Source organism: Magnetococcus sp. PR-3 (assembly GCF_036689865.1).
Classification (GTDB): Bacteria; Pseudomonadota; Magnetococcia; order Magnetococcales; family Magnetococcaceae; genus Magnetococcus.
The window spans coordinates 54,961-70,018 of the sequence record NZ_JBAHUQ010000025.1; the positions used below are offsets into that span (position 1 = coordinate 54,961).

7 protein-coding genes are annotated in these 15,058 nt (G+C 45.1%); 4 read left to right on the forward strand and 3 right to left on the reverse strand.

The genetic code is table 11. The annotated features are described in order from the left end of the window. Nucleotides 1-98 precede the first annotated feature (98 nt). Nucleotides 99-404: a hypothetical protein gene (locus V5T57_RS13845; protein WP_332891827.1), complete on the reverse strand. Its 306-nt coding sequence runs from the start codon at nt 402-404 to the stop codon at nt 99-101. Nucleotides 405-1,238: 834 nt separating this feature from the next. Between V5T57_RS13845 and V5T57_RS13850 the strand changes: the two genes are divergently transcribed. Together V5T57_RS13850 and V5T57_RS13855 are read left to right on the forward strand one after the other, a co-directional pair. Further along, complete coding sequence (locus tag V5T57_RS13850; RefSeq protein WP_332891828.1) at nt 1,239-1,949, forward strand: response regulator transcription factor; 711 nt, start codon at nt 1,239-1,241, stop codon at nt 1,947-1,949. Further along, nucleotides 1,925-6,052, forward strand: coding sequence for a two-component regulator propeller domain-containing protein (locus V5T57_RS13855; protein ID WP_332891829.1), 4,128 nt, complete (start codon nt 1,925-1,927; stop codon nt 6,050-6,052). Before V5T57_RS13850 ends, V5T57_RS13855 begins: the two co-directional genes overlap by 25 nt. A gap of 78 nt (nt 6,053-6,130) precedes the next feature. Here the strand turns inward: V5T57_RS13855 and V5T57_RS13860 are convergent, their stop codons facing one another. After that, nucleotides 6,131-6,673: a hypothetical protein gene (locus V5T57_RS13860; RefSeq protein WP_332891830.1), complete on the reverse strand. Its 543-nt coding sequence runs from the start codon at nt 6,671-6,673 to the stop codon at nt 6,131-6,133. A 471-nt stretch (nt 6,674-7,144) separates the two neighbouring features. Between V5T57_RS13860 and V5T57_RS13865 the strand changes: the two genes are divergently transcribed. Next, nucleotides 7,145-10,366: an ATP-binding protein gene (locus V5T57_RS13865; RefSeq protein ID WP_332891831.1), complete on the forward strand. Its 3,222-nt coding sequence runs from the start codon at nt 7,145-7,147 to the stop codon at nt 10,364-10,366. A gap of 60 nt (nt 10,367-10,426) precedes the next feature. Further along, nucleotides 10,427-11,080: a response regulator gene (locus tag V5T57_RS13870; protein ID WP_332891832.1), complete on the forward strand. Its 654-nt coding sequence runs from the start codon at nt 10,427-10,429 to the stop codon at nt 11,078-11,080. A gap of 234 nt (nt 11,081-11,314) precedes the next feature. Here V5T57_RS13870 and V5T57_RS13875 read toward each other — a convergent pair whose 3' ends face one another. Further along, nucleotides 11,315-14,509 carry an alpha/beta hydrolase gene (locus tag V5T57_RS13875; protein WP_332891833.1) on the reverse strand — a complete coding sequence of 1,065 codons (3,195 nt, stop codon included), beginning with the start codon at nt 14,507-14,509 and terminating at the stop codon, nt 11,315-11,317. Between the last annotated feature and the right edge of the window lie 549 nt (nt 14,510-15,058).

Below are 15,058 nucleotides of genomic sequence, written 5' to 3' on the forward strand. Positions count from 1 at the left end.
TTTTCAACCTGTCGAGCTTTGCCACACTCAACGGCTGAAAATCCTTAACACAGATAACCAACATGCTCTGCCAAACAGACGGACACCTGTGTAATGGGTCACTTTTCGCCGGGAGACGTTACAACATCTGGTGCTTCCGGTACCGCAGGGGTAAGCACAGCGCCACCATCCTGATCACGACGCTTCAGCACACCTGCGTCGACCAGCTTATCCACCATATTTTCCATGGCCGCTAAAGAGACTAAAAAACCACGTAGCGACATAACGGCCTGCTGCTGAACCACAGGTGTGGGGTTTCCATTTTCATCTTTTTCCGATAGATCCAAGCCCATGAGATTCATACGAATCATGCCCAGATGAAAACCAATTTCCCCGATACCTTCGATGTACATTTCGTCTTTCATGTGCGCGCCACCTAACTATAAGAAAATAACAACCCAAACCTATCCAACGATTGAGCCACTTTAACGACAACCTACTTTTAAAAATCGGCCACTTTTCATCATATCAGAACAACCGTGTAATCACACGGAAATGAAAATGCAGTTTATCATTCGTAAGATTTTGTAAAATCAAGATTTTAAAACCTTGAACAGCCCGCTAAACAACTAAGTTTTTAGCGGTCTATTATAAAACAACAGATCATCACAACGACCCTGGCTATAAATTTTAATATTTACCTCTATTTCATCACCTTGCAAAGAATATGCACGCTTAAGAACCCAGGCCTAAACACCATTAACCCCATGAACAGACACAACCCGAAGTCTTACCGGTTTTACGAAGCTTGATGAATAGCTTTTTCAACCCATCTTTTAGTATATAGAACATCGTCAAGATTATTGTGCCAAACGCGTGTCAATTCGCTTTTTTTATAGTAGGTTAGGCAACATATGCTTACAAAAGGCATCTAATATATAACCAATATTATTTATCTGCTCTATTTCTGCTATTTATTTTATTATCAGGCCCATCTATAAACTGTTATTTTTTAAGAGAGGGGAATTTTACTTTTTTCTGTTCCTGCAATATCTATAGACATAACAACCAGACAAAACCCACCTAAACACTCGACAACCACTTATTATTAATGAGTTTTCAATTTATAGCCTTAGCCTTCACCATAATTTAGTGCAAATTTACACTGGAAAAACATTTACAATGCGGCCATCTATCCCATAAATAAGGTGATGTCATTCAGCTGCCTTATGGCTATTTAGTACCGGAGAGTCTGCTTCATGAAAACCAAACTCCTACTGGTAGAAGATGAACCTGTGGCACGCAATCGACTTTTAAGTCATTTGCAAGATAAGCCGTATGAAATAGAAGTGGCAGATACTTTAGAGGGTGCCTTTGACCTTTACCGGTACTTCAATCCAGAACTGGTTTTATTGGACCTTAAATTACCAGATGGTTCAGGCTTCTCTTTTGCCAAACAGGTACAAAAGCAGTTGGACGTCGGTTTGATCATCATCACCAGCCTCAACAGCCAGTCTGATGTATTACGTGGCCTGAAACTAGGGGCAGATCACTACCTGACCAAGCCTGTAGATTTACAAGCCCTCTGCCTAATGCTTGATAAACTACGGCAAAGAGTGCACGCCTACCGTGCCCACCAAGCGATACGCCCAAACCGTTTGTTTTTCTCTGGCTGGGTTTTTGATCTCACAGGAGCCAAACTGACCTCCCCCCAAGGAGACCCCTGCCCCATCACCCAAAAAGAGGTTGAAATTTTAAAGGTTTTTACTGAACATCCACACATTTGCCTCTCTCGGGAACGACTTCTTATTCTAACGGGGCGCGGTGATCAGGATGTTCTGGATCGCTCCATAGACTCTATCATCACCCGCCTGCGCCGAAAAATAGAACCGAATCCAGACCAGCCCTCCCTCATTACAACCATAAGGGGAAGTGGATTTATGTTTTGTGCAGACGTAACCTCATCGTGACTCACCGTTTACATAAGGCCCTATGGATCATACTGCTACCGTGGCTAAGCTCTTTTTACCCACACCACAGCCTGGCAGATGGCTTGGTGATTGAGCCCAAGTTTAACCACATAAGAAGTGAGCATGGGCTCTCCAACAATGAGATCACAGATATTGTTCAGGACACCAAAGGGTTTCTATGGTTTGGTACCTTAAACGGCTTAAATCGTTATGATGGCCATACGTTCCGAACCTACAGTCACCAGCCAGATAACATCAACACGCTAGCAGGTAACTATATATGGAGCATGACCTCCTCAAAAACTGGCCATTTATGGATTGGCTACTGGGGGCATGGCGTCTCACGGTTTGATCCATCAACAGAAACGTTTGTACATCTACAACATAATCCTGAAGACCCAACCAGCATCAGCCATAACAATATTTGGCATATTATGGAAGATCGCCATGGTGGAATTTGGATTGCGACCGATCAGGGCATCAACCACATTGCCCCATTAACCTTACAGGTGACGCGCTACCTTGCCGATCCAACCAATCCCCATAGTATAAGCAATAAACCGGCTATGCATCTGCTTGAGGATCAGCAAGGCATGATCTGGGTGGCCTTTATTGAGGGTGGTGTGAACCGGCTAGACCCCAAAACAGGGCGAGCTCTACACTTTCGACATGATGCTAACGATCCAACATCCCTGCAAAATAATATTGTTACCAGCCTCTACAACCACTCAGATGAGAGCCTACTGGTCTCAACACTCTCTGGGATGGATGCCATTCACTTAAAAACCCTAAAATTAAGACATATCACCACAGAGCAACGCGCCAACTATCGGGGTTCCTTCCTGGATCCAGGCAGTGAAATATCCCCCGGAAAACTATGGATGGGCGGTAATGCTGGCTTAGATATTCTGGATATTGAGCAGGGCCAACGTCGGACCATTAAGGCTGATCCTGATCGACCCAGCGGTGTCAGTGCCAGTGTGTTATGGAAAGTGTTTAAAGATCGGGATGGTGGTGTCTGGTTGGCTACGGAAAATGGCGTTGATCACTACCAACCTAACCGCCTGAGCTTCCGTCATTTTTTTCATAATCCTTATCAGATCGACAGTTTAAATAGCAACTTGATCTATGCCCTGCATCAAGATCATCAAGGCAATATCTGGGTAGGTTCAGAAAAAGGATTACAACGATTTGACTTACAAACAGGTAAGGCTCTGGACTACCCTCTGAATTGGAACCTAGAGCAACCCAACCACGCCATTCAGATTACCCATATCACTTCAGATAGCACCGGCAACCTGTGGGTTGCCTCCCAAGCGGGTCTACAAAAAATTCCAGCTGATCATCAACCCCCCATTCACTATTGGGATGGTGCCAAGTCGCCCTACAGAAAGCTGGCGGATAACTTTATACAAGCCCTGGCTGTTGGTGATGATGGTACGGTTTGGCTGGGTAGTAAAGCAGGCGGGCTCACACGCATTGATGGCCATAGTGGGCATGCTACAACCATTCGAGAACATGGCACGTTAGGTACCTCCTTTGATTGGTTGAATGATCTTATGATCGACAAAAATGGTATTTTATGGGCCGCCACTGAAAATGGGGTTAATCGCTATAATCCAACGACCAATCAAATTACCCGTTTTTTACACAACCCCAAAGACCCAACATCCATCAGCAGCCATTTAATCCGAACAATATTTGAAGATCAGCAGGGTCGGTTTTGGCTGGCAACCAACCAAGGGTTAGATCTGTTTGACCCCAAACAGGGGCGTATACGCAACATTGCCCAATCTGACGGGATACCAAGTAACCTTATTCAATCTATACAGCAGGATAGTACAGGAAAACTCTGGCTTGGCACCGACCAGGGGTTAGCCAGCTATCATCCTCAAACAGGGGAGATACGCCGCTATGATGAGAGCCAGGGCGTTCAGGGGTTACAGTTCTACAGACACGCTGCACTCAGCTTAAATGATGGAACGTTATTAATGGGGGGTGGCAATGGTTTTAACCATTTTTTGCCCCACAAACAACCACGCTCTCAAGCACAACCCCATGTGGTTTTAACCGACTTTAAACTCTTTAATCAAGCTGTGGAGATTGGACCTGGGCATCCTCTTGGCCGGTCAATTACCTATACCGACGCTGTAACGCTCAACCCTGAACAGAGCACCTTTTCTTTCACCTTTTCAGCGTTGGATTACACCGCTCCACAAAAGATTCGTTATGCCTACACGTTAGAAGGCTTAGATAAGCAATGGGTTGAAACAGATGCCAAAAATCGGCAGGCAACCTATACCCATCTTGACCCAGGTTCCTACCAGTTTCGTGTAAAAGCCACCAATGTTGATGGGGTTTGGAGCCCTTATGAAGTTAATTTAGGAATTACAATCCTTCCCCCCTGGTGGCAAACAAAACTCTTTTTAAGCATAATGGTACTGACGTTTTTGCTGCTTCTATTTGGCATCTACCAACTACGGATGCAAACCATCCGTCAACGGCATCAACTTCTCGAGGAGCAGGTTGCACAACGCACCATTGAGCTCAAAAAACGTGAACATGACCTACGACAGGCCCATGATACCGCCCAACGGGCAAACCGAGCTAAAACCGATTTTTTAGCCATGGTCACCCATGAGATCCGCAGCCCATTGAATGGTATTTTGGGTATGATACAGCTGCTCAAGACCCAACCCCATGCTAAAGTCACACAAGAAAAACATGAAATTATAGAAGATTCCGCAGAAACACTCACAACACTGGTCGATGATATCCTCAATTTTTCTGCACTAGAAATGGGACGCCCACAGTTACAAAACAAGCCATTTTCCCCCTTACGGGTCATTAAGGGTGTGACCAATAGTTTTGAGGTAAGCATTCGTGAAAAAGGGCTACAACTCCACACGGAAATTCATCTGCACCCTGGGGAAGAGTTGGTAGGAGATGCAAACCGGTTGCGGCAGATCCTATTTAATCTACTGAACAATGCCATTAAGTTTACACACAAGGGGCATATTCATGTTCGGGCCAACTTGGATAATGACCATCAGCGGTCCCTTCTCAAAATTGAGGTTGAAGATAGTGGTATCGGTATTGAACCTCATCAAATAGAGAGCATTTTTACCCTTTTTCATCAGGCCGATCCCTCATCGCGCCGTCGACAAGAAGGTATGGGGCTAGGCTTGGCCATTACCCAACGCATTGTACAAGCACTGGATGGCGTTATTTCCGTGGAAAGTCAGGTTAATATCGGCAGCTGTTTTTACGTCCACCTGCCCTACCTACGCGGCCAATCCATTCAACAAGACTTCCGGCATAAACCATCCGAACATAAGCAAACTTTAGAGATTTTGGTGGTAGAGGATTTAGCCATCAATCGAGAGGTATTGGCGGGTATGCTCAAAAGCCATAACCATGAAGTCACACTGGCACATGATGGCACCCAAGCTTTACAGTTATTAAAAACCAAACTGTATGATCTAATTTTTTTAGATATTCGTATGCCAGATATGGATGGATTTGAGGTTTTGGCTAAGCTACGCCAACAAGCGGACACAACGTTAGCCCAAGTTGCTGTTTATGCCTACACCGCCAACCAAACGGACCCTGATGGATGCCAAGACTATTTACAGGCAGGATTTAACGGCGTATTGGCCAAACCCGTTCGTGACACAGCATTAACAGAAATCTTAAATGATTTTGGCAATCCCTTAGGTGACCTTCCAGCAACGTTACCCGTACAAAACCTGTCTGATCATACGATTTTGGATATCCCCTTTATTGAGCAAGATCGTGCGCTGTTAGGCACGACCAAACTGCAAGAGCTGACACAACTTTTTGAACAAAATGCACAGCAGATTTTTTCTCACATCGCCCAGGATATTGAAGAAGCAGATACGCATAGTCTAAGACAACGCTGTCACGATCTGGCCAGTGGAGCACTTAATATCGGGCTCCACAGCTTAGGGCAACAAGCTAAAAGCGTGGAAAATGAACTCTTAGAAAAAGGGTGGGATGGTGATGTTAAAAAATTTGAGTCCCTGACATCCCTTTACCACACCTCAATACATAGCCTTAAGGCACACCTTAAACACCCCTAAGTGGTTCTTGTTATGCAAGGATAGAGGTATTAGCAAGAACTCCTCATGCCCAACAATCAGGATAACTGTGTAGCTTGCTTACGCCACACAGTTTCTCCCAAACAGACGGTCACTCAAACCTTCTGTAGAAGAGATAATCTCAGACAGACATTTCATGTTTTTTTTTTCTAATGTCATCCAAAAACAAAAACTGCTCTCCCCATCGCATTCAAATGAGAGGGCGCCATGAAGATCCTCTTCAATGGTTTTTTTAACTTCTATCAACCTGTTATCGTCTTTGCCAAACTCTGATGTAAAAGGGTTATCACAAGTTTTATCGACAGGATAGCTGCCTGCTGGCTGACGTGATTCAACCCATAGCATCATCTTTTGGCCAAGATCCCGACACCCAATCACAATAAGAGAAGTGTTGCCCACACTCTCGCGAACTAAACGGGTTAGCCCAACCACTACTTTTTCCAGTAGCATGCCATTGGTATACAGATAAATATCATCTGAAGTGGGGTCCAACTGTACATGGATAGATGCAACCGGACTGGAATTATTATGGTTGCTACGCACGACATCCCTTAATAGTTGCAACGCATTAAAAGGCGTCTCAAAATAGGTTAACTGCCTCATGGTGCACGTCCTCTGTAAAATACCAGCCCCAGAATGGTGAGATCTATAACCATCTGAGTATAAAAATCTAGTTGAAGGTCAACATATTGATGTTGACGCCACATGGTATCGCAGAAGTTACAAGTCGTGAAGATAGGGAGATTGCCTAGGTAAAATTACCTGTTGCATTCGGTATTGAACGAGTCGTGCCCATAAGAAGAATAATCAGTGAAGAGAGAGCAGAGCTAAGTGATTATTCACAATATCGTATATTTTTTCAAGTAGATCTCTTGCCAAGGTTAGCATAAAAAAACTATCATACATCAATAAACTTAATCTAAACTACCTAGGTAAAAATCCTTAACCTGCGCATATTCATACGGACAAGTGTTATGGGGTCTTTATAGACTTTACCTAACCATTAGGGTTGTTAACATAGCTGAATTTTTAATTCCACAACAGACCATTATATACTGCACCAGGAGCTTCAATGTGTCCCAGAAAACAACAAATCGCCGATTGAAGATCAGCTCAATCATACGATTTAAATGGGATCAGCTACGCACATATGCCGGACGCCCCTACCATAAAATGCTCTTATTTTTCATTTTAACATTATTATTCATACCATTAAAAACTCATGCTGCAACCGTAATCATTGATGAGAACCTACCCCGAATCTCACTCGGACATGAACTACTACTGTTTGAAGAGCAGGATAATCAACAACGAACCATTGATGAGATTATCAACCAGGACAACACGCTCTCTTTTTTCTCCCCTAAGAAAAAAATTCCCTCATTTGTTGGAAAGAGCTACCCAATTTGGGGAAAAATCACGCTGTTAAACTCTTCTAATAAGCCACTTGATCGGCGTCTTGTGCTGGCACAAACCTCTCTTCATCATCTATCATTTTTTTCCCCTGAAGCTGAAACGGGGCGATATGTGGAAAAGAGATCAGATGCATCTAAACTGCTGAGGGATGTTGACCAACGACACCGACACTTTGTCTATAACATAACACTGCCCCCCCAACAGGTGATGACTTACTATGTACGTATTCAATCACCCAATATTAAATTATATCTCTACCTGTATGAACCAGACTATTTTGCGGATCAAACCTTACTAGGGACCATTATTCATGGGACTTTATTTGGATTTGTTTTGGCCGTTATTGCTTACCAATTAGCGCTTTTTTTTATGGCCAGAGATCCCTCTTATTGGTCTTTATTGCTATTTGCCATGACGGGGTTACTGCATCAGTTTTGGAAACTGGGCTACCACAATATGCTGCTAGAAGAGTATAGCGGCATCTTTTCTCTCTCGTGGGGGGTTATTCAGAGTTTAACATCTTCTTCCGTTGTCTATTTCAGCCGAGTATTCCTAACGACAAAGACGCATTTTCCGCGTTTGGATACGGCTTTAAAATTTTTTCAATATGCCGCTTTGGCAACCGCCGTACTCTCTTTAATCGATTACATCTCTGCCATGCGTGTTCTACAGGTTATCGTGCCTTTAGGTGTGCTAGTCATCTTCTGGGTAGCCATACGCGCAGTCATGTTAGGTATGGATCACTCACGGCACTATCTGGCAGGATGGATCCCAATTCTTGTCACTGGTTTCTACTCGGCCATGGTCGGTTCTGGCATTATGAGCGTTCAAAGTTGGGACCATCTTATGGTCCCTCTAGGGGTAACGCTTGCTCTCTTTCTTTTTGCCTTTGCCGTGGCCAACCGTATTGGCCATGAACGTATGGAACACAATGCGCTACGGGAAGAGCGCTCTCGCCTAACAGGTATTTTAGAAGCCAGCCCTGTGGCAGTGTTGGTTGTGAACCCTGTTAATGACTTGATTACCCTAGCTAATCGCAGAGCCAGTGATTTATTGCATTGGCAACAGGAGCCGTTAACCGATGCTCCAATTGCTCAATTTTTTGAAAATTCAGATGACCAAGAAGCACTTTTTGATATGGCTCGACAGGGTCAACTCATCCAAGATCATGATCTAATTTTACAAACCAGCCAAACCAGCCTTTTTCATGGTCTGGTCTCTGTCGTCCCCACAACTCTGGGTAAACAGGCACACTTTATTGTTTGGATCTATGATATTAGCCAAAGAAAAAAAGCCGAAGAACAGCTGCTCATTGCCAAACGTGAAGCCGATCGTGCTAACCGGGCAAAAAGTGACTTTTTAGCGATGATCAGCCATGAAGTCCGTACCCCCATGAATGGTATCTTGGGCATGGTTCAATTGTTATTACGCTCAACATTGAACCTGCAGCAACGGCACCAGATGGAAATTCTCTACAGCTCAAGCCAAAATCTATTAACTTTACTCAATGACCTGTTGGATCTCTCACGTATTGAAGCTGGTAAACTTAAACTCAATACAGCCCCGTTTTCCCCTTCACACATGGTGGACCGGGTCATCTCATTAGAGATGTCCCGTGCCGACCGTAAAGGGTTAAAGCTCTCCGTACACATAGACCCTGATATACCGGACTGGCTGTTGGGAGATGAAGACCGTCTACGTCAGGTTCTATTAAATCTGGTCAGTAACGCCATCAAGTTCACAGAGCAAGGTGAAGTAAAAATCCTTTTAAGCTATGAAGCTAAAGACCTAGCACGTGGTCAATTTATCGCCAAAGTTCAAGATACCGGTATCGGCATTCCAGAATCTTTCCAAAAACATCTGTTTGATAGCTTTGCCCAACACGATATGTCCAGCCAACGTACGCGTGAAGGGGCTGGGCTTGGTTTATCCATCTGTTTAAAGCTGATGGCAGCGATGAACGGCCAAATATTTTTTGAAAGTACAGAGGGAAAAGGAAGTCTATTTTGGTTCACACTGCCTCTTTCATTGACCCAAGCTCCCACAGAGATCCAACAGACGCAGAAGCATACTCCGATACCGCAGCCCCTACGTATTTTGGTTGCTGAAGATATGTATGCCAACCAACAGGTTATTTTGGGGATGTTAGAAGCGGGAAAACACCAAGTGACCCTCACATCCAATGGAAAAGAGGCGCTTGAAACCCTTCAAGAAGAGGATTTTGATCTGATTCTCATGGATCTAAGAATGCCTGTGATGGATGGTATAAGTACCACCCAAGCCATCCGTGTTTTAAAAGATCAGCATAAAGCAGCCATACCCATTGTCGCCATGACAGCCAACCTAATGGAAGATGTCATCACTAAGTGTTTGGATGCTGGCATGAGCCATGTTCTGGGTAAACCCATTGATTTACAACTACTGGATGACATTCTACTGGCCGCATCCACGCAGCAAGGCGCATCTCCCATCACGCAAGCATCCCATATTACGGCAACAGACAACCCCGTCGATTTCCAGTTATTTGAAAGCATTACTCAAAGGGCAGCAGGCACAGAGAGTCAGGATATTATCCAGCTCTGTCAACAGGCTTTAGACAGCAGTTTTAGCATATTTAAACAATCTCTTACTGAACAACATTGGCCCTCAGCCAAAGACGAGATTCACAAAATAAAAGGCGTAGCAGGACTCTATGGTTTTTCTATCGTATTGATGGCAGCTGAAACCTTAAACACCTACCTGCACACACATGAGCGACCTAGGATCGATACAGATGAGTTTACAGAGATGATGAAAAACCTTCAGGTCGCAATGGAAATCACTCAATCCACACTAACAGATATGAGAAAAAAGAGCTCAGAGCGTGTATCCTCTGTATAAATCTGTCGGTAAAGCACGTATGGTCTTGTTCCGTTTTGGTGAAGCATCTAGAGGTTAGCTATGACCCACACACTTCAAACCGCTTTGATCGCCGATGATCATGAAATTGTTTGTGATGGTATTGAACAACTTCTCAAAACCCGTTGGCCTAAAATCCAGGTGTACAAAGCCATGGATGGTGTTGCTGCGCGGGATCTTGCAATTAAAGAGCAACCCCAATTGCTTATCCTGGATCTCTCCATGCCAAAAATGTTTGGGTCCGATGTCGCTCGGGAAATTCGTCGAAGCTGCCCCAAAGCACATATCATCATTTTGACAGCATTTAGTAATGAACAGAATATCCGGGAAGCTGCTCGCGCCAATGCAGATGCCATTGTGCTCAAAGATGATGGGAACCAACAGTTATTGGATGCTATTGAGAAAGTCCTTAATGGGGCTCGCTACTACTCCAAAAAACTCCATCCACTGCTTGCATCTCTACAGAATGAACAAGAGGGAGATCAATCCACCAAAAAACGCAGTGACACCTTAACCCCTAGAGAACGCCAAATATTAAAGCTTGTGGCGGAAGGATACTCCAGTAAGGAGATTGCGCGCTTTTTGGAGTTAAGCCCCAGAACGGTGGATAACCACAGACGACATTTAATGCTCAAATTGAACGCAAAAAATGCCCTTGAACTATCAGCTTATGCCCACTCAGCTGGAATTATTTAATTTCCCAATAACAGGTCAGACATACAGACCTTTTAACCACACATCCACCAAGTAAAGCACGGCCAACCGCTGCGGATATGCGCTTACGCTCTTGACAGATGCATGCATCGCTTACATCGCATCAACATTGAATCATCTCAGTTAAATGCCAGAGCCGCAAATCATCGTAGATATGCCCTTATTCTCAGCTAGGTGTGTGCAGCTTGCACACCCTCAACACGTCCATCATCCTGCTTAAGGGTGCGCACGCCCAATCGTAGGATGATCTTGAGGGATTGACCAATAGCGCTGCTGATCCACACTCTCTCTCGGCTGTAAGGCACGTTCTGATACAGACTTACCGAGAAAGACCCCCCGAATATCTTTTAATAGCTGGCGGATCTTAGCATAGTACCCGTGCCCAATATCACTCACGTTCACCTTTGAGACATCCACCATATCAATGCCAGAGACTGGCACAATGGGTTCACTAGAGTCCCCTAAACGATGAAACCCCCCGTGAAACTCTTTAGATACTCTTAACGCCATATCCTGACTGGCAGCATAAACCGTGGTTCTTTTAGCCAGCTGACGCATGGCCGGGGCAATCTCTTTTTGGAAGGTTCCTGCATCAATATCCGGTGCTGCTAGAACAATTTCATTAAACAAGGGTCTGGTGTTTTCTTTCAGTTTACCTTCAATTTTTTCCAAGGCCATACCCAACAGATTTGTTCCCATACTGTGGGCTAAAAGGTAGATGTTATCGACCTTTTCACGCTGCGCAATGGTAAGCAAAAACTCTGCAAGGTCCCCTTTAGACCAATCCTTATTGGTCCAGGCATAGGAGTACTGTAATGGCGAAACAGAATCACCAGAAGGCCAAGTAAACAGAACAGGAACCAACGAGATACCTTCTGCATTCAGATCATAGGTAATTTGTGCGGTTCGGCGGGCAGCTTCTTCAAAACCATTATTAAAGCCATGGACATAGACAAGCATATCCCGTTTTTTTTGGCCATCCAAAGTCTTGGTCAACGACTGTTTAAAAGCTTCTTTGCTTAGGCTTTTAACCTTGAGTAACACCACATGTTTGCTGGGGTCCTGGGTGAACTCAAACCGTATCAGATCCGGACTTTCCATCTCACCCGGTGCATGGTTGGGGGGAATACTCACCCAAAGATGCCCAAATTCAAGTTGCCCCCGCTGGTTTCCAAACAGCTTAACACCCCGATCATTTGGCTTTTCCTCTGCCCGGTTGGTGCCGTAAAAAACCTTAACCGAAACAAAGTCACCCCCCTGCTCTTTTTGGATAACACCACGGGTTTTAGCCTTCTTTTTACCTTTGCGAACAGCCTTTGATGCCCTATTGACCTGTACTGGAAAGCTCACTTGATCGGTAAACCACTCTTCAGGAACCAGAGAAAAACTCCCCCGCTTGTTGCTCATGGTATGCTCAAAGAGTTGTTCCAAAGGGTTCGACCCTCCCCGTGAGGTCGCAACGGCTACGGCTTTACCTGTTAGTCCTCGACTCTCTAACAAACTGGCACGGATGGGTGAGGGAGAGACCAGAATTTTCAGTATCTCCTCCCCGTGACTCTCTACTTCAAAGGCATCATTTAAATCAACGGTACTTTTGGCGGATATCTTAGCTGAACTGGTCAGGTGCATTTTTTTTCGGGGTGGTGAGATCGCTTCAACCTTACCCTCTTCAGTGATATTAAGTATATAGACAAACCAATCCTTATCGGTTGGGTTATCTATTTGAAAGGTAAGGACATCTCCATAGTTGAGCGTTTGCTTGGCCAAACCATGCATTGGCTGCGGCTTACCGACCCGGTAACTCACTTTTTTGCCACCAGGTTTAGGGCGAGCCGTCACACAGTTTGCAGACCGACGTTTACGGCAGCGTGTATCGGGCACTAAGTGTGTGACCTTAATCTTTAACGGGCTAGGCTTGCTGCTGCTCAAGGCCTTCAACTCACGTAACCGTAAAATTTTACGTAAATTATCCTGTAGTAGAGCGATCCCTGATTGGGGCTCCTGCATAGAGATTGACAGTTGGTTAAAGAGCGGCTTACCTGCTGGGCTTAAAATCCATAATTCAGGCTCCCCTTCCCGGTAAGCAGGGGGTAATACAGAAAGACGCCCTTGGGCATCATACTGAGCGCGGGGCGTCAGAGCTTTCCGTCGGTCCAAACGCATAACCCGCAGCAGCATATCGGCTTGTTCAGAAGCAGATACCAGCTCAAATCCCGGTAAGCCTGTTAGCTGCTGCTGTATGCGCTGGAGTAAAGAGGCATCCAGATCCTTGGCAAACTCCGCACTCAGGTGGAGCTTCATCGGCTCAAAGGCATGGACATGCTCAATCTCTTCCAACATATCCCCCACCACCAAGGGTGCAGAGGCTTTGCCAATGCTGGTGAAGGTATCGACCTCTGTCAGAACTACCGTTGTTAAAGATTGGGGGTCTTTAACATGGGGTTGATACAGTCGATAAACAGATCCCTCTGTCGCGCCACTTAACTGCCCAGTCTCTAAGAGTACCTCCCCCTCAGTATAAACTTCAGAAATGGCAACCCTTGGTAACTTGGGAGCAAATTGCCCCCCAAATACCTGGCGGTTCCCGACCCCTGTCAGTTGAGGCGTTTGATCACCGTTGCCCTCTAACTTGACCTGAGCTTGAGCACGCGTAAACAGGTCTTCCCAGGTCTCACCAGGCTGAGTCTGTTTCATCGCTTCAACCCAGCGCCAAGTAAAGAGCCCATAACTGGCCCCGTCATCATTTCGGTATTCCGAGGCTGTTTCACTATCCCGGGCAGAACCAATTTGGATACCTTTGGAGAAATCCGGCGCATTGTAGGTTGCGCGCCCCAAGGGGTGTAAGCGCTGATCCAAAGGTACAGCACGTGAGGCTACGGTCTTCACACCGCGGGAGACCGTTGCTGAATGGCAACTGTCTGAGACTAAGATAACCTGACCCGCTTTGGCATAGATGGGTGCTAACCAATGGCCTAACTGATCATCCAACAGATCATAGTTATCCTTCGCCGTGCTCTGGGTATCGTGCCGTGCACCATAGACCACCCAGGTTTGATCTTCTCCAGAGGCTTCATCACCATTTAAATCCGTGGTAAACGAGCCATGACCAGAGTAGTGGATATAGACAAAGTCCCCCTGGTTAATACGGTTAAGTAGCGTTTTAAACCCCTGCTCAACCCCACCTAGCGTGGCCTGCTCATTGAGTAGCGTGGTAATGCCTTGCTCTGTAAACCCAAAACGCTCTAAGAGTGTTTGCTTAACAATTTTTACATCATTCACAGCACCCGATAGAGAGGTCAAACCGCTCTTACTGTAATCATCAATACCAATTAAAAGCGCGTGTTTAGCAGCCTGGGCAGGTGTAGAAAAGAGAAATATTAAACCCATTAAAAATGGTACACAGCGTATCATCGCATATCCCTCACGGATGAGTTCTCAACCTAACTGAACATTTGGACCGTATCCCTCTAAAGACTATCTTTACCTCTATAAGCTAAGCCAGGATCAACTCTGCTCGATGTTGCGATTAAAGAGATCTACTTTAGTTAAACAAACCAAAATAACCATATATTAGAATGAAAAAAAATACGCTTCTTACTTTTCATTTTTTATCCGCCAGACCGCCACACAAACAGAGCTTCATGTTTTTTAAGTCATCGGGTCTCATTCACAGCAGCGAAATACAGATCATATACCCCTCGATACGCCATCTGTTTGTCTAAGTATTCAATAGCCGCCAGCCCCCTCAGCCCATGAAGGTGTTGCCCAAACGTGAATGCCCCCATATGCTATGGAGATTATTAAAAGCCTACCTTACTGGCTGGGGGATATATTGTGTCGATAAAAAAAAGACATGTCACAGGCGACCATCTATCTATACACAACATTTTTTTCTTTTTTATATTTGCCTTACTTAACCTACTCTCCAGCCCACTGTCCTGGGCTGATAAGCCGATTATA

Coding starts and splice junctions, on each gene's coding strand:
- V5T57_RS13845 (WP_332891827.1), bottom strand. CDS start 404: ATGAAAGACGAAATGTACATCGAAGGTATCGGGGAAATTGGTTTTCAT.
- V5T57_RS13850 (WP_332891828.1), top strand. CDS start 1,239: ATGAAAACCAAACTCCTACTGGTAGAAGATGAACCTGTGGCACGCAAT.
- V5T57_RS13860 (WP_332891830.1), bottom strand. CDS start 6,673: ATGAGGCAGTTAACCTATTTTGAGACGCCTTTTAATGCGTTGCAACTA.
- V5T57_RS13870 (WP_332891832.1), top strand. CDS start 10,427: ATGACCCACACACTTCAAACCGCTTTGATCGCCGATGATCATGAAATT.
- V5T57_RS13875 (WP_332891833.1), bottom strand. CDS start 14,509: ATGATACGCTGTGTACCATTTTTAATGGGTTTAATATTTCTCTTTTCT.